The following is a 19,407-nucleotide window of genomic DNA, read 5'->3' as shown; positions in this document are numbered from 1 at the left end:
ACATTTCAATTAACCTCTTTTTCAAGCACTAGTGGGCTTTTACTTCTAAAACAATCAAATACTGAAACAATTTCTTCATAACTATTACTTGAATAAACAACGCTGCCCGTAAGGGCCGGTGTATCACTAACAGCATCACCAACCCCATAGTACCAGTCAATAAAACCATCAACGTTTTCATTTAGTGGCTCAACTTTTACAATTGTACCAACTTCATATTCCAAAAAATAAGCCCACAGAGCATACCTTTGCTGTTTATAACGGTTTCCTGCAAAAAAATCACACTGTATAGATAAATCGATATTCCAAAGATTACAATCATACATTAGTTCATACATCTTGGGGATCAAGGTACCAGGCATTCTCAATCCCAACTCAAGAAATACCAACTCACCATTCTCTTCAAATACCTCTATATGATACGTCCCGTCAAGGGCACCCAAGATTGATATTATCTTCTCACAAAATTCGACAATCTTGTTTTTTATCATCACAGAGTTTTCTAAAGGTAAGCTCGATATAATCTGGTGCTTTGAGCCCTCATCAAATTCATCCCAGTTATACTTCGAGCATTCGGAGAATACAACTTCTCGATTGTGAATCATAATATCACAATGATATAAACCACCCATAATAATAGACTCAGCAAAAAACTCGTATTTGGCGCTACAAATATCATTTGTTATTTGTGAAAATTGTCTACTTGACTTTACAATATAAACATCCTTGCCACCTCCAGAGCTCTTAGGCTTTAACACAAAGGGAGAGCCGAGTTCCTGAACAATATTTTCATAATATGATCCATGCTCACGTGCAAGGTTAATGTCAAAGTCAATAAACTTAGCCGTGTTAACTCCGTTATCGGCAAGCTTAGTCTTCATCATACACTTGTTTCTAAACAAAAAGACATCTTCATGCTTTAGACCAGGAATATTAAAGTGGCTTCTCAGGCTCGCACTAACAACCATATTTCCTTCATTAGCACAGACAATATATTGGTGTTCTGACCTATAATGTGACATTTTCTCATGAATTAGTTTACGTGTTTCTTCTTCATCTACTTCGTCTAATCCATAGTTTCTTGAAGATGTCGACACGAAACAAACCTCATCAAAATCGTTGAGTGTTTTATCGGTTATGGTATGTCTATAGTTATCATTCACTATAGCAACCACCACCTTTGAACCTGATTGTCTCAACGCTTTAATATCATAGTGATTAACCCCTCTGCCTGAGATAACAAAAATCAATTTTTCAAAAGTCGCATAGCCGTTCATAATTCATTACCACCTTCAACATTCAAAGACTGTTGAACTTCTCTAATATAATTCGATATATTTCTTATGCAATTACCTTTCATGATAGAAAAATGATCAGCATCTAAGCTTAAAACTTGGCAATTACTACTGTTTACCTCTAGATCGTTGGTGAGGTTGAAATAGTTATTTCTCCTAGCTTTAAATATGGTTACATCTCCATTATAAGTCCCCGAAGTGTAATTCGATAACATTTGAAACGATGATCGCGCATTTTCAACTATTTTTTCCTTGTCACTATCAGATAAATTCTCATACAAATCGCCATAATCGTTAGGCAATAGGGACATAAGGCTATTGAAGTCAGAAACATTAGTTTCTTTCTTATCTTCAGAAACAATCGAGTCAATGAGGTAAACTTGTCCTAAACATACTCCCCTCTCATTGAGTTTTCTTGCCATCTCATGTGCAATAACCCCTCCAAGAGACCACCCACCAATAGAGAATTTATTAGAAGGTAATATATCTAGTATTTTATCTATATAAACATCAGACAGTCGATCAATAGACATTATTTTAATATCATTATATAAATTATAAGGCTCAACTATGTAAATAGGCTGGTTGTCATCAAGTTCATTTACTAGATTATGATAAACTTCAGCACCGCCTAAGCTATCGTGAATTAATACAATCGGGAGATTATTTCCATCTTCATTGTACGAGACAACGTCTTTAAACTCACTCGTGAAATCATTTTCGTCGTGAATACTACATGCCTGTTTCTCTATTGTGTCATGTGTAAACACCCAAATAGTACTATAGTTAGTTCCATACTCTTTATTAATCAAAGTAACAAGCTGTATCGCTAATATTGAATGACCACCTGACTCAAAAAACCCATCGCTTACCCCAAATGTACTACTGCCTACAACCTGTTCCCAGAGCTCTTTTAGGCGCTCTTCTGTAGGATTACTAGGTTGAGTATGAATAGTGTCACTAATTTCAGCTTCTGTTTCACTAGCAATGCTAAGTAATGCTACTCGATCAACTTTACCATTTGCTGTCAAAGGAATTGCATCCAAATTAATATAGTTCACTGGTAGCATATAACTAGGAACCCTTTCCGAAAGGAAGTCCTTAAGTTCATAGCTCTCAGGCGAGAACATATCTGTTGTATAATAAGTTCTAATAGCTCCCTTATCATATAAGGTTACACAATGTTCGATATCATCATGAGTCGCTAGTATCTGTGAAATTTCATTAAGCTCAACTCGATAACCTCGAACCTTGATCTGAGAATCGTTTCTTCCGATATATTCAATACAACCATCTTTAAGCAGCTTCACTCGGTCGCCAGTTTTAAATACAACGTCTCGATTGTCAAAGACATCGCAACTTACTGGATTCTCAATGAACTTTTCCTGAGTTAACTCTGGTCGCGCCATGTAGCCTTGTGTTACACCAAGGCCTCCAATATAAAGCTCACCAATAATACCTGGAGGACATAAATTTCCATTTTCATCCAAAATATAGGCTTGACTGTTAGGTAAAGGCTTGCCAATTGGGATACTTCCTCTACCCCAACCTAGCACATCAAGATTATTGCAATCATAAACGCAAACCCCAATCGTAGTTTCAGTCGGCCCATAATGATTATACACTTGCAATATTGGAGTATGATCTTTTATTGTTTTCAACAATTTACCTTCAAGTGTTTCTCCTCCTAGAATCAACACCTTTCTAGGTAGAAACTCATAATCATTTGACGAGGATATTAAACCTTGTAGGTGTGATGGTACTATTTTCAAACAGTCAATTTCATTATTTACAACATATTGGCTTAACTCCACAGCATCTATACTAATTTCCTTGTCAATCAGGTGTAGTGACTTACCTCGTACTAGGGAGCTATATAGGGTTGTGTAGCCTAAGTCTGCAGATATGCTAGAAACAAGACCATAAGACTCAACAATGTCCATGTTTATAACTGACATCATGCTTTGAATATAATTAGATAAATTCCCTTGTGATACTTTGACACCTTTTGGCTTACCAGTAGACCCTGACGTGTATATCAAATAAGCAATATCTGATAGTGTCACATTTACATCTATTTTCCCGCCAGACTGAGCATTAATAGATTCAACCGTGTCTCTGCTATCTAGAACAATTAGGTTGACATCTTTTATTGTATTAATAGAAGACATTTCATTTTCTGCTGATAAGTTGGTCAGTAAGACACCACATGCACAATCGTTCAGTATATCTACAACCCTCCCCTCTGGCACACTTATATCTAATGGTAAGTATGCATATCCTATTTTGTGAATTGCCAAAATAGATATAATACTTAATATAGATTGATCCATATAAAAACTAATAATGCGTTCTTTACCATAATCATTAGCTTCAACAGTTTCATGTAAATATCTACTAAGTTGGTTAGCTCTTCTATCAATTTCGCCATAAGTAAACTTCTGGTTATTATGAACAATAGCAACCTTGTTTGGACAACTGGCAGCAACTTCTTCAAACAGGTGTAGTATCGACTTATCAACTAGTTCCATAGAAACATTATCGAATTGCGCCCTAAATGCGTCCTTTTCTAACCCATACTTAGCTACATTAAGATTTTTAATTTTCTCAAAGTCATTCTTAGCAACGCTTTCCAAAGTACTCTTGAAGTAATCGACAAACAAATGCACTGTTTCTTCAAAGAATAAATCTTTTGAATAGCTGACTTTTAATGCATAACCTTTTTCACTTGGCGAGACTTCAAACTTTAAATCTAGATCAATGAAGTCACCTAGGTTGTCTTTACTATAGTACTCAGTATCAAACTTACCTATTTCTATATTCGGCTTAAAAGATTCATCATGAAAGGCGAAAACTACATTAATTAAGTTGTGTTCACCAGATTTTCTACTCCACTCAACCTCATCGAGAATCTCATTAAACTGGACATCTTCATGGGTAAGGCTCTTATTAACCTGACTTATTACACTTCTCAAATGAGAGTGGAACCCATCATTCTGGTTAATGCTATGTCTATGGACAATAGTATTGGCAAAATACCCTATAATACCCTCTAGGTTGTAGTGGTAACGGTTCGCAACAAACCCTCCGAAAGTAATATCATCTTGCCCTGATACCTTTGATAAAAATACAGAAAATGCGGATAGTAGCGAAGAATATAGACTGCCTCCACTTTCTTGGGCGATACTAGATAGTCTATCAATAACCTCCACATTTAAATCAAAATTCAAGATTCCCGCTTTATATGTCGGGTTTGCAGGCCTGTGCTTATCCAGTGGGAGAGAGAGCCGTTGGTATCCGCTAAGTAAATTTTTCCAATATGCTATCTTCTCTTTATGACTAGACTTATTTGCTCTATTTTTTTGCCAATGTGCATAGTCAGCATACTGTACATCAACTCCATTAGGCTCTATTAAAAAAGAACTAGTAGGATTTTCGTATAATGATTGAAGCTCTTTAACTATAAGCCCACATGAAAACCCATCACTAATAATATGATGATGATTAAAAATAAGAATATTTTCATCTTTGAGTTTCAAAAGCTTCACACGACATAACGGTGCACAAGTCAAGTCAAAAGACTTATAAACTTCGTTATCAATATGCTGATTAATTTCATTTTCGCTCAACAATTCAATAGTATCGATTTTTACAGATAAATTAGAATGTACTCGTTGTAAGGAAATTCCGCTTTCGTTTGTAAAAAACTCTGTTCTAAAACTTTCATGTCTTTTCACCAATTGGTCAATGGCTTTTTCAAGACTCAGAATAGATAAATCACCTTTTATTTTGAGAATAATTGCGATGTTATATCTTGCGCCAGTGTCATAAGATTGCTCTAAAAACCATAGCCTTTCTTGCGCAAAAGAGAGCTCAAACTCTGATACCTCATTGCGGTCAATACACGGAATCGCTTCGTAACCCATGTAGTTATCCGATTGTATTTGCTGTTCAATCTCCCATGCCAACAAATCAAATCGTCGGTTATCAAAGATAGATTTAACCGTAATATCTATGTCTAATCCTTTTTGGATACGTGTAGCAACCTTCATCGCTAGCAGCGAATCCCCTCCTAAAGCAAAGAAGTCATCGTAACGACTCACTTTTTCCAGCTGTAACACCTCACACCAAATATTGGACAGCGCTTGCTCTACCTCACCTTCCGGCTCTGTGTGTTCACCCCTTGTCACCCCTTGATCTGGCTCTGGCAGTTTTTTACGGTCAACTTTACCATTCGCACTCACTGGAATACGCTCTAAAAAGCTATACCACTCAGGCAACATATAAGAAGGCAGAAGATTCGATAGTTCGGATGATATTTGACTTCGTACTTCTTCTTCAGTTAAGGAATGGGTTTCGCTTACGGCCCGTGAGGCTTGCTGCTCTTGTGAGACTTTTCCCCCGGCCAAGAAAGTTAAAACGGCGTTATCCCCCAACATGCTTCGAGCATCTTCGGTTATAGTTACCTTTCCTAGTACACAGAACCCAACTTGGGTATCTGCCCCTTGCTGCATCCAATGCTGTGAGAGCGTCCCAGCATAACGATAGTTCTCAGCCGTATCCGCTCCATGAAGCGTTACAACAAAGTCACTGCCGTGAAGCGGGTCACTTTCATCTAAGGAGCTAAGGTCAACCATCTCTTGAAGTGCGTCACACCTCATCAGTGTATTGTCTGTTAGTTGATAGCACCCTGGCTCTAACTCTCCGATGTGATTGAATAGCTGGACATACACCGCTAGTTCACTGTTATCTAAGATTGGAGAAACCGTATCGTTGATAACCGAAAAGCTACCCAATAGCCAATCTTCCGGCTGATGAATCTGGGCAAGTAGGGTTGATGCTTCCGAGTGTTCTCTCCGCTCTAGCCCAATGCCTTGTGTCATCGCTTGGGTAGATAATAGATACTCCATATAGCCTGCTTCTAGAGCACAAAAACCATAAGATAAATCGCCATATTCTGGTTCAATCGCCGCTTTTCGACCCACTAAGTGAAGCGTCACAGCAGAGCGAGGGGATATTGATTCTTCACCCTTATGACCAATACCAGCAATACGATGAAGCGTATTTTCTAATGGGTGGTAATAATAATACCCAGGTGTGATATCCCCAACCGATTCATGCACTTCACAATAAAGTTGGACTGGATACAGTCCGCCTGCTGAAGGGTAGAGGTATTTAGCAAAGCCTCCGTTTTGATCTGCAAAGCCTGCACAAGCAAACAATAACTCTTCCAAATCAAAGCGAGCATCAGCTGGAGACGTACTTCCTATCTCTGAAAGTGTATGATTGAGTGTCTGTAAGATATCGGTGACATTCAGTTGTCCGCTTTCAAACGTCCGGTAACTCTTACGTGAAAAGTAACGCTCAAGATCAAAGGCCCTTTGAGTCCCCGTGTAAGCATCATGAGCGCCTGTAACCTCTCGGAGATTATGCTGCGCTAATTTGAAGATCAATTTATCGTGGTCTAACGCATTCAGCTGCTGTGTAGGAACGACATACGCCCCCAAAGTTTTGCTGTTTCCGTTGTCATGAAGAATAACTGCAGATTGCTTCACCGTAGCCAGGTCATTCAGCGCACTTTCAATTTCACCAAGCTCAACACGGTAGCCTCGGACTTTCACCTGATTGTCTTTTCGACCTTTGAACTCAATATAACCTTCTTGGCAGAACACCCCTAAGTCGCCCGTTTTGTACAAGGTTTCATTTGTCAGAGGATGATGGATAAAGGATTGTGCGGTTCGCTCTGCATCACGCCAATAACCTTGGGCAACACCGACACCGCCAATATGGATTTCTCCCGTCACACCCACCGGGCAAGGTTGTAGATGTTCATCCAACACTTGCATCGTTTGGTTCGCCATTGCATAACCATACGGAATACTCTTCCACTCAGGTAACACCTCTTGAATTGGGAAGAGGATGGACCAAATCGATGCTTCCGTCGCTCCTCCTAAACTGATGACCTCCGTATTCGGGAAGTATTGCTTAACAAGTGCAGGCAGTTCTAATGGGATCCAGTCTCCACTGAGCAAGACGAGACGCAATGTTTTGCCTAATGCCTCACATTGCTCTGTCGTTAACTCTGTGTCCTTCAGAGCCTCCACCAACATTTGCATAAACATTGGCGCGGTATTCCAAATCGAAACTTGGTTATCAACTAACTCTTGTATCCAGACATTTGGCTCTTTTAACACCGACTCTTCTGGGCAGAAAAGACTGCCACCCGAAATTAACATACCAAAGATGTCATAGACTGACAGGTCAAAGCTTAAGCTAGAGAGGGCATACGTACGATCATCCTCTGTCACTGAAAAGCGATGATTCATATCCTGTAGGGTATTCACGACTGCGCGATGAGTGATCGTCACCCCTTTCGGTTTCCCTGTTGAACCGGACGTAAAAATGACATAGGCGATATCATCCAGCTGTGCTCGAGAGACCAAAGGAGTGATTGGGTAGTCTGACCAAATACGCTCTTCGTCTAAGCAGTAAATATCGTAACTCTCTTCCAACTCAGCGCGATGCTCAGTCGGTAGGGTGTCCAAGACCGACTGTGTCGACAACAATACGGTTACTTGGCCTTGCTCCAACACATCTTTGATTCGGTGAACAGGCCATTCTAGGTTCAGAGGTAAATAGCCCGCCCCCGCTTGGACTACGCCTAGGCACCCAGAAACCTGGTTTACCCCTTTTTCCGTCAATACCGCGACCAGTTCATTGCGCTCGGTTCCTAAGTCAACCAATTTATGCGCGATACGCGCTGCCTTCTGACTCAACTCTCCATAGTGGCAATGTGATGACCCTGCCTTCACGGCTACTCTGCCTTCATAACGAGAAGCGGCCGCTACAAACAAGTCAGACAACGTTTGCTGTGCCAGCACAGATGGATTCTTAGTGGCATGATAATTCGCCCATTTTTGCTGGTCTTTTTCTGGCAGGATCTCAGGCAACTTTTCATCCCAGCTGTGCGTTGCCACATGCTCAATCAAACGACAATACGCGTGGTGCATCGATTGGATCAGCTCAGGACAGAACAACTCTTCAACATAGTCCCATTCGGCAATAAACTTACCATCTTTCTCATAAGCTTTATTATCCAGCCACACCTGAGAAGTCTGAGTAATACTGTGCCCCACGCCCATAAATTCGTTAGATAAAACTGAGCTATAGTTGTCATCACTCTCATTTAACACACTGGTTAAGACAACCGGCGCGACTGTACGAGAAAAATCTAAGTCATGATGACGAATTAATTCTTTTTGTACTGACAGGCCAGTAAATAAACTGTGCTCCAAGTCTTGCCACAAAAGATCGTGCTGAGCTTTAACAAACTGCGCAAAGCCGTCTTGTTTCGTGGCATCAAAAGCAAAAAGCTCGAGTGTCGTAAAGTCACCGAGTATCTCATTCACTTCCTCATGCAAGGGCAAACGATTGAACAGGGTTAAATTAATAAGTAATTGAGGACGCTGACTCCAACGAGCTAATACAGTACCGAATAGAGTCAACAACACACTGGTTGGACTGACTTTATGATGAAGCGCCTTTTTCTTAAATACGCTCCAGTGTTCCGCAGAAATGCTGGCAATCGCGCGAGCAAAGCTCGGCTTTTTCACTTCATGTGGTTGCTTTAACAACGGCAGCACAGGTCCAAGCGGCATCTGTGGCACTCGACCTAACCAGTAATCACGTGCACGATGGTACTGAGAGCTGGCTTTCAATCTTTCTAGTGCAATGACGTAATCTCTAAAAGTTAAATTTAACTCTGGAAGCAACAAGCCGGGATTATTATAAAACGCCTTCCATTCCTTAAAGAAAATCTCCGTGCTCATTCCATCAAAGATTAATGCATCATAACTTACGTGTAAAATATACACTTCCCTTGTCTTGCTCAACCTAAAGTCAAATAATGGACTACGGTCAATATCAAACACTTGATGGGATAGCTCATCACGCCAAAGTTCAAGCCTCTCTTTCTGCTCGTTCTCTGTTAACGTACTCAAATCTTGATACTGAATATGGTACTCAAAGGGATCAGAAACTTTTTGAGAGTTTGTTTTCTCATCAAAACAAACTCTCAACATAGAGTGACGCTGTATTAGTTTATTTAGCGCACGCTCCAAGGCTTGGTGATCAAGGTAGTTATATATATATTCGTTGTAAGCATGTGCCCCAACACCACCGAGTTCGAAAGTAGAACTTCGACCTAGCATATACGCTTGCTGTACTTCAGTTACAGGGAAACTGGATTTAGCTTCACTTGCATCTAACGTAATCTCTTCTATTTTAGAATATTCGCCATTATTGTCTGATTGATTGTCAATAAATTTAGAGAGTTCTCGTATAGTTTGGTTCTCAAATATAGCTCCAACGGGGAAGCTAACTTCCAACTGTTTAGAAATTAGCGTATTCAGCTTAATTGCTAGAAGAGAATGCCCACCTAAATTAAAGAAATTGTCATAGATACCAATATCGTCTATACCTAAGAGCTCTTGCCAGATAGCGCAAAGTTGCTTTTCAAGTGTCGTGCTCGGAGTACCTCCATTTGACCCAGTAAACTTAGGACTCGGTAAAGCTTTATAGTTTAATTTACCGTTGGCTGTTACTGGTACCGAATCAATCTGCATAAAGAGGCTAGGAACCATATAGTCAGGTAGTTTTTCTGCGAGTATGGATCTCATGTCATCGTTGCTGATTTCACTTTCAAGGATGACATATGCGACAAGGTATTTGCTATCACAATGTTCTTTTACCATAACGATAGCTTGTTGTACCTGTGCAATAGACGCTAACACACTCTCTACTTCTCCGAGCTCAATTCTAAAGCCGCGAATTTTCACTTGAAAGTCGTTACGCCCCACATATCGCAAATTACCATCGGGCATCCAGCTGACTAAATCACCTGTTTTATATAGTCGATCGTGCCCTTTTTCCCGTTCTTCTTCAGTCGCATACGGGCTTTCAATAAAACGCTCTGAAGTGACCGTAGTATTATTTAGATAACCTGAAGCGAGCCCTGCCCCTCCAATATAAAGTTCTCCAATTACCCCTACTGGCACAGGGTTCGCGTCACCATCAAGCACATAGCAACTTCTACCCTGAATAGGCTTACCTATAGGTACATCGGCTGTGGTAACTGGTTTCTCCATTAAGTGAATACTAGTGAACGTTGTACTTTCAGTCGGCCCATAGACGTTGAACAAGTGCTTAGGCTTGTATGGTGACTGAAGAAGATGATTAATGACTTCTTTGTTGAGTGCTTCTCCGCCCACAAGTAGATGGGTAAGATCTGCGAATAGATTGGGTTTGCTTGAATACAAGTTGTCAAATAACGTCTTTGTTAAGAATAGATTGGTGATCTTGTGCGTCTTGAACAACTTATCCAGTTCGTCAGGGGAAGCCATTTGAGATTTGACATCACTTGGCACAACTAATTTACCACCATGTAATACTGGCATCCAAATTTCAAATGTTGCTGCATCGAAAGCCGGTGAAGATAGAAAAACAAATGCATCTTCATGGCTAGCGTTTAAAAAGTTGTTAAACACTAAGCTGGCGACGTTGCTGTGGCTAATTAAAACGCCCTTTGGTTTGCCTGTTGTTCCGGAGGTATAGATTACGTAAGCTAGGTCTGAGCTATTTCCTTCAGCACGAGACAAGTTTGAGCTACTGAAACTTGAGAAGCCATCTCCCGAGTCAACAGTTAACATTGTTGGTCGTTGAGAAAGGCTTGAATTATCTATATTGTGGACTAAACTCTGAAAAAGTCTATTTTGAGTAAGGACAACAGGTGCTTTAGTATCTTCTAAAATGTACTGTATACGCTGTTTAGGATCAGTGACGGAAATTGGCACATAAGCAGCACCTGCCTTCAATGTCGCCAAAATACTGACCACGGTATCAATACTTCTTTCTAAGAATAAAGCAACCAGCGTATTAGGTTTTAATTCAGAATGATTTCTTTGGACATAATCATGCCTTATCTTTCTTGCAAGCTTATTCGCCCTTTCATTTAGCTCAATATATGTTAGCTCCTCGTCTTCAGAAGCTAACGCTATACCGTGTGGCGTTCTTTCAACCTGCTGTTCAAATAGCTCATTCAATTGTCCATCTGGGTAATGAGCATCAACACCACGCCATTCGTGTAATACTTTATGCTTTTCAACATCTGTAAGCCCAGTGATATCAGAAACATATGCTTTTTCGATATCAACAATTTCTTCAACCATTCTCTTATAGCTATTTGCAAATCTAACAACCGTAGACTCATCAAATAGATCGATACTGTATTCCATTCGACATAATATGCTGCCGTCGGCACACTCTTTCATTTCTAGCAGCAAGTCAAACTTTGATGTACCATATTTCACGTCTTCCCGCTGTTTAACATCCACACCAGGAAGTAGCATTTTATTGCCGCTACTATAGTTTTGATACACTATAGCCACTTGAAATATGGGATTTCGGCTAGGGTCACGTTCAACGTTAAGGGCCTCGACAATCTTTTCAAATGAGACCTCTTGGTTAGTTTGCGCATCTAAGACTTGGTTGGTTATAGAATTAAGGAATTCGGTGTAATTCTGTTCATTGTTTACTTCTAGTCGATAACCAATTGTATTCGCAAAAAAACCAACAACATTCTCTATATCCTGGTGATATCGATTCGAAATTGGACTGCCGATAACAATATCATTTTTCCCTGAGTATCTACTCAATAAAATACCAAAGGCTGATAGAAGCAAGGAGAAATTGGTTGAGCCATTCTTTATCACTAGCGAGGTCAATTTCCTAGAGGTTTGCTCACTTATTGAGAAATCAATAGAGCCACCACGTTGGCTTAATCTTCCCGGTCTATTAAAGTCTGTAGGTAACTCCATCGGCTCAAAGTCGGAAAGCAAGTCACACCAATAGGAAAGCTTATTCTGGTATGATTTCGTTTTCGCCTCTGCCTTTTGCCAATATAAAAAGTCAGTATATTTAACTCTAATGTTTTTTAAATTAGAATATCGACCCTCTACTTCTGACGCGTAAAATTCAGATAAATTTTCCAATATAATATCGACAGACCATCCATCACTAATTATGTGATGGTGGTTTAAAATAAACACAAATTCGTTATCACTAATTTCAACCAACGCGGTCCTAACTAGAGAATCTTCAGTTAGATCAAACTTATAGTTAATTTCACCTTCAATTATATCGTTCAGATCTCTATTCCCTGCCTCTACCAAGTTTAAAGGCAAATGAATTTCAGAATTTATTTTTTGAACCGGCGTCCCTTCAGTATCTGATATAAAGTTTGAACGCAAAACTTCATGTCGTTCAACCAGTTTATTTAGGCTGTTTTGTAAGGCATTAATATCCAATTCACCAGAAATATTCATCACAATTGGAATATTATAGTGGGTACTCCCACCTTCATATTGGTCTAAAAACCACAGCCTTTCCTGTGCAAACGACAGCTCAAACTCTGATACCTCATGGCGGTCAATACAAGGAATTGCCTCATATCCCATGTAGTTCTCTGATTGAATTTGCTGTTCGATCTCTGCGGCTAGTCTATCAAAGCGTCGATGATCAAAAATCGATTTAACCGTCATGTCAATATCCAGTCCCTTCTGAATACGTGTCGCTACCTTCATCGCCAAGAGAGAATCACCACCTAACGAGAAAAAGTCATCATAACGGCTCACTTTTTCCAACTGTAAGACTTCACACCAAATACTGGACAGTTCGCGTTCCACTTCTCCTTGCGGCTCTGCGTGTTCATGTCCTGTCATACCTTGATCTGGCTCTGGCAGCTTTTTACGATCCACTTTACCGTTCGCACTGACCGGTATTTGATCTAATAGGCTGTACCACTCCGGAAGCATGTAGGACGGTAAAAGATCTGATAGCTCAGACGATATCTGGCTCCGCACCTCATCCTCTGTGACAGAGTGTGTTTCGCTCACCGCTCGTGAAATAAGCTGCTCTGAAGAGGCTTTCCCCCCTGCTAAGAAAGTTAATACGGCCGTGTCTCCCAACATTGTGCGAGCTTGTTCCGTTATTTTCACTTTCCCTAGCACACAGAACCCGATTTGATTATCGAGACCCTGCTGCATCCAATGTTGTGACAATGCTCCCGCTCGGCGATAGTCTTCAAGCGAACCGTGCCCATGAAGCGTGACGACAAAATCACTGCCAAGCAATGGATCACCATCACTCAGAGAGGTGAGATCCACCAGTTCTGACAACGCATCAACAGCGAACAAATTGCCATCAATGTACTGATAACACCCTGATGTTAATGCGCCAACATCCTTAAATAGTTGAACGTATACAGTAACATCACTATGGTTTATTTCAGGCGAGACCGTATCATTAATGACCGAGTAACTGCCCAGTAACCAATCTTCTGACTGGTTAATCTGCGTCAGTAACTCATTAGCATCAAAGCCTGCGACCGACTCCAGACCTATCCCTTGGCTCACGGCTTGGGAAGACAGCAAGTGCCCCATATAGCCCGCTTCAAGTGCGCAGAAACCATAAGACAAATCCCCGTATTCTGGTTCAATCGCTGCTTTATGCCCCACTAAATGTAACGTCACTGCCGAGCGACGTGGAGCAGAGCTGTCACTCTGATGAGGGAAGCCTGCAACTCGGTAGAATGTCGTTTCTATTGGGTGGTAGTAGTAGTACCCTGGTGTAAGAGTGCCAACGGATTCACGCAATTCACAATACATTTGAACTGGGTATAGTCCTCCTGCTGAAGGGTAAACGTATTTCGCAAAACCTCCGCTTTGATCCATAAACCCAGCACACACAAATAAGAGCTTGTGTAAATCGAAGCTGGCTTCCATTGGAGACACACTGCCCATGGTTGGACGTGCGCTATCTAAAGTTTGTACGATATCGTTCACATCCAGCTGCTCGCCTTCAAACGTTCGATAACTCTTACGTGAGAAGTAGCGCTCAAGATCGAAGTGACTCTGACTACTTGGGTGTCGGTCTTGAATACCAGAAATGTCTCGAAGATTGTGCTGAGCAAGCTTGAACATCAGTTTTTCATGGTCCAGCGTAGTCACCGACTGTGACGGTACAACATATGCCCCCAACGTTTTGCTGTTTCCATTGTCATGCAAAATAACGGCTGATTGCTTTACTGAGCTCAGCTCATTAAGAGCACTTTCAATTTCACCCAACTCAACTCGGTAACCTCGGACTTTCACTTGGTTGTCTTTTCTGCCCTTAAATTCAATATAACCTTCTTGGCAGAACACCCCTAAGTCGCCCGTTTTGTACAAGGTTTCATTTGTCAGAGGATGATGGATAAAGGATTGTGCTGTGCGCTCCTCATCACGCCAATAGCCTTGGGCAACACCCACACCGCCGATGTGAATTTCGCCAGTTACGCCCACAGGACACGGTTGCAAGTGCTCATCCAGCACGTGCATCGTTTGGTTCGCCATTGCATAGCCATACGGAATACTCTTCCACTCAGGCAAGACCTCTTGAATTGGGTAGAGAATCGACCAAATAGAGGCTTCTGTCGCGCCACCTAAACTCATGACTTCCGCGTTCGGGAAATACTGTTTCACTAACGCTGGTAATTCCAAAGGGATCCAGTCACCACTGAGTAAGACTAAGCGCAATGTCTCACCCAACCCGTCACGTAACACCTTCGTTAGCTCTGTATCTTTAAGGGCTTCAACCAACATTTGCATAAACATTGGTGCGGTATTCCAAATCGAAACCTTATGATCCACCAACTCTTGTATCCAAACATTCGGCTCTTTTAAAACCGATTCTTCTGGGCAAAAAAGACTGCCGCCCGTAATTAACATGCCAAAGATGTCATAGACCGACAAATCAAAACTCAAACTAGACAGACCATACGTACGATCATTCGCCGTCACTGAGAATCGATGATTCATGTCCTGCAGAGTATTTACAACCGCACGGTGAGTGATGGTTACCCCTTTCGGTTTGCCCGTTGACCCAGATGTAAAGATCACATAAGCAATGTCATCCAACTGAGCTCGGGACAGCACTGGCGTCACTGAATATCCAGACCAAATGGACGCCTCATCCAAACAATAGATACGGTAACCGTCCATGAGTTCAGCGCGTTTGTCGGCTGGCAATGCGGCCAGTACCGACTGAGTAGACAGAACGACTTTGACTTGCCCCTGTTCCAATACATCTTTAACTCGATGCATCGGCCACTCAAGATTTAATGGGAGGTACCCCGCACCGGATTGCAATACACCAAGGCAACCTGAAACCTGATTAACCCCTTTCTCGGTCAAAACGGCCACAAGCTCGTTGCGCTCGACACCCAGCTCAATCAATTTATGGGCAATACGTGCAGCTTGATCCCCCAAGTCACCGTAATTACAACGAGATTGCGTCGAGACGACCGCTGGACGAGACTCATAACGAGCAGCCGCAGTCACAAACAAATCAGACACCGACTGACACGCAAGTAACGATGGGTTCTCTGTCGCATGATAATGAGCTAACTGAGACTGATCTTTTTCTGGTAAGAAGTCTGGGAGCTCCTCTTCCCATGCATGAGCAGCAACATACTCAATCAAGCCACAATATGCTTGATGCATGGAATGGATCACCTCAGGACAGAACAGCTCTTCTACATAATCCCACTCGACCAATAACCCTGAATTTTGCGCAATAACATTATTGTCTAACCACACCTGAGACGTCTGAGTAATACTGTGTCCAAGCCCCATAAAATCACTCGGCAGAGCTGGGCCATTGTTGTCGTCGCTATCATTCAAGACACTAGTCAAAACAACGGGAGCGATTGTACGAGAAAAGTCTAAACCATGATGACGAATAAGCTCTTTTTGTACCGACAATCCGGTAAATAAACTATGTTCCAAGTCATCCCATAGCAAGTCATGCTGCTCCTTAACTAGCTGAGCAAAATTCCCTCGTTTGTTAGCATCAAAAGCAAATAGCTCCAATGTAGTAAAATCGCCCAAAATGTCATTCACTTCCTCATGTAAAGGCAAGCGGTTAAACAAGGTTAAGTTAATCAACAGTTGAGAATGCTGACTCCAGCGAGAAAGTACTAAGCCAAATAACGATAACAACACACTGGTTGGGCTTACTTTATGGTGCAAAGCCTTTTCTTTAAATGCAGTCCAGTGCTCTTCAGCAATAAATCCACTTGCCCGAGTAAAGGTAGGTGTTACAACTTCGTGAGGTTGCTTTAATAACGGTAACACTGGCCCCAGCGGCATTGTAGGTACACGATCTAACCAGTAGTCTCGGGCACGAAGATACTGACTACTCTCTTTCAACTTTTCCAGCGCTAGGACGTAATCTCTAAAGCTAAGTTCCTGACTTTTAAAGTCACACTGTCCTTTTGACTGGTATACTCCACGCCACTCATTAATAAAAGTATCCATGCTGTACGCGTCTAGAATTAAAATATCCATACTAATATGGAGGATATAATGAGCGTCGAGTTTTGTAACTCTGATGTCAAATAGTGGAAACTGGCCGCAATCAAAAACCTGATGGGACATTTCATCCCTACAGCGATCTAATACAAGATCTTGCTCTAGCGTGGATAGACTTTCAACTTCCTGTATGCGAATGGAGTAATAAGGAACATCTGCTACAATTTTTTGTTCATTACCTAAAAAGCTTGCCCTAAGCATAGGGTGCCTTTTTATAATCAAGTTCAAAGATCTCTCCAAAAGAGAAATATCTAAGTTTTTATACTTATATTCTATATATCTATGTGTACTGATATTACCTAACTCAAACTGCTCCCCCCGCCCCATTAAATAAGCTTGCTGAACTTCAGTTACAGGAAAAACTTCATATTCATAGGCTTTATTAGGTGTAATTATTTCAAAGTCACAATCCGTATGCAATTTTGATTTTTCTTTCTTAATATATCCTGCTAACTCATGCAACTTAGAATACGTAAATATTACTTTAGTGGGAATACGAACACCCAATTTAATAGACAAAATCGAAATTAGCCTCATAACTAATAACGAATTCCCGCCTAATTGGAAAAAGTCGTCATTTCGACCTATGTTTTCTATATTTAAAAGCTCTGACCAAGCGGTAGAAATGTTAATTTCCATATCACCACTAGGAGCACTATAACCAACTTTAAATAATTCTCTGTCAGGTAATGGAAGTAAATTCCTATCAACTTTCCCATTGGCGTTTAGAGGGAAGGATTCTACACCTGTATACGTATCAGGAAGCATGTACTCAGGTAAAATATTAGATAAATACTTTTTTATAGCTCTCGCTAACTCATTTTTATTTTTAAAGTCAGAGATATAATATGCTGAAAGAGAATCAAACCCATAATCATTACGTAATACAACAACCGCCTGACTGACATGCTCACATTTATTTAAGTGATACTCAATCTCTCCCAACTCAATACGAAAGCCTCTCAACTTTATTTGGTAGTCAGAGCGCCCTATATAATCAAAACTCCCATCTTCAAGTTGGCGAACAGTATCTCCTGTACTATATACATGATAATCGCCATTTATACCCCCATAAAAATCCATACCAGGAATGAATTTTTCCTTTGTAAGATCAGGGTTATTTAAATACCCAATAGCAACGGTCTTGCCACCAATATAAAGCTCACCACTCTGTCCAGCATCACAAAGTGATCCATTTTCGCCCAAAACATAAAAACTAACACCTTTGACTGGCTTGCCTATGTTTATTAGACCACCAGAATACTTCGTAATAATACACTCTGAAGCGACCCCAGGCACCTCTGTCATCCCATACTGGTTTACAAATTTATCAGACAGAAGCTCTAGAGCTAAATTGGTTACCTTTTCATTAGTCCTCTCCCCAACTGAAAAAATACATTTCAGCTTTCGCTTCACACTACTGCCTTCAGAAGATATATGTGACAATAGTAAAGAAAGCGCGGACGGCACCATATATAATATATCTATATCATGATCATCAATTATTTCTAGTAATCTATTTGGATCACTAAGGGTTTTTTTATCGTATAGTACGAGACTACCACCAGAAGATAGAGGTAAAAATGTTTGCCTTACCGATGGATCAAAAAATGACTGTACAAAGTATAAGCTAGAGGTTTCTGCGTTATAATTTTCTCTATCTTCGCTATGCTTCAGTGTATAGCACTCATGACTTGCCACAACTCCCTTAGGCTTCCCTGTTGAGCCAGAAGTGTATATTATATAAGCTGGATCTTTCTGATCAATATCTGCGAGTATATTTTTTCCTGAACATTCATCTAATCTAGAAATAAGATCAAGATCGTCAATAACGATCATCTTATTTCTATCATATATGCTCTCTAGCTTCTCTAAATTATTTTTTTTTGTTATAAGAAGGGAAATATCTCCATCTTTAGATATATATTTCAATCGTTCTTTTGGAGAGTTTGGATCTAAAGATAAGTAAGCTGCACCAGACTTAAGGATAGCAATAGTAAATGCTATCATATCAAAGGAACAATCTTCATAAAAAGCGACTATATCGCCAGGTTTTATATCCCGACCATACGTCAAATGAAACTGTTCTTGGATAAGATGTCCAATTTTATTTGCTCTTTCATTTAGTTCCTGATAAGTCATTTCTCCACTACCAGAAACTAACGCTATGTTTTCAGGGTTGATTTTAGCTTGATATTCAAACAGACTATGTATCATATTAATTCATCACCAAATATTACTTATTAAATAAAGGGTCATAGAGCTTTAAAACTCTAAGGCTGAAGATTTTGGGCTTACTAAAGAATTGTTGATTTAATGAACACGATGTTGATGTTTATTCGATTGTAAGAAGTGAGCGTCTATTCCTTATTACCCGGTGGCGTACTGGTTCTATTTATTATATTTAGCATAGATCCAGACTTTTTATGATCATCATTTAAAACTTAGTCAAGACACAGTATTTTTAGCTTTACAAACCTAGAAACCACACTCGACATGAGATTTAATAAAATCAAGGGTATTCCTAAATTTGTCGTGATTATTACTATTATGAGTGCTTTATATAACTCAACGACCTTATACCCTATGATTAATCTTTCAATATGTGTTTTTTTTAACACCATAACAATGGTGAGCTATTTCAC

1 protein-coding gene and 3 pseudogenes are annotated in these 19,407 nt (G+C 40.4%); all 4 read right to left on the bottom strand.

Features of this window, described 5'->3' with window-relative positions; all coding sequences use genetic code 11:
- Window positions 1-5: 5 nt before the first annotated feature.
- Window positions 6-1,277, bottom strand: a complete 1,272-nt coding sequence (locus L4C34_RS00825) for an ATP-grasp domain-containing protein (protein WP_428787442.1) — start codon at window positions 1,275-1,277, stop codon at window positions 6-8.
- A pseudogene (locus tag L4C34_RS00820) lies at window positions 1,274-9,793 on the bottom strand (amino acid adenylation domain-containing protein); the annotation flags it as partial. The gene L4C34_RS00825 and the pseudogene L4C34_RS00820, both read right to left, overlap by 4 nt.
- A gap of 99 nt (window positions 9,794-9,892) precedes the next feature.
- A pseudogene (locus tag L4C34_RS00815) lies at window positions 9,893-11,323 on the bottom strand (amino acid adenylation domain-containing protein); the annotation flags it as partial.
- Window positions 11,324-11,452: 129 nt separating this feature from the next.
- Window positions 11,453-18,979 (bottom strand): annotated as a pseudogene (locus L4C34_RS00810) (amino acid adenylation domain-containing protein); the annotation flags it as partial.
- Between the last annotated feature and the right edge of the window lie 428 nt (window positions 18,980-19,407).

This window comes from Vibrio profundum (genome assembly GCF_050337555.1).
Taxonomy (GTDB): domain Bacteria; phylum Pseudomonadota; class Gammaproteobacteria; order Enterobacterales; family Vibrionaceae; genus Vibrio; species Vibrio profundum.
This window is presented reverse-complemented; position numbering and strand designations above follow the sequence as displayed.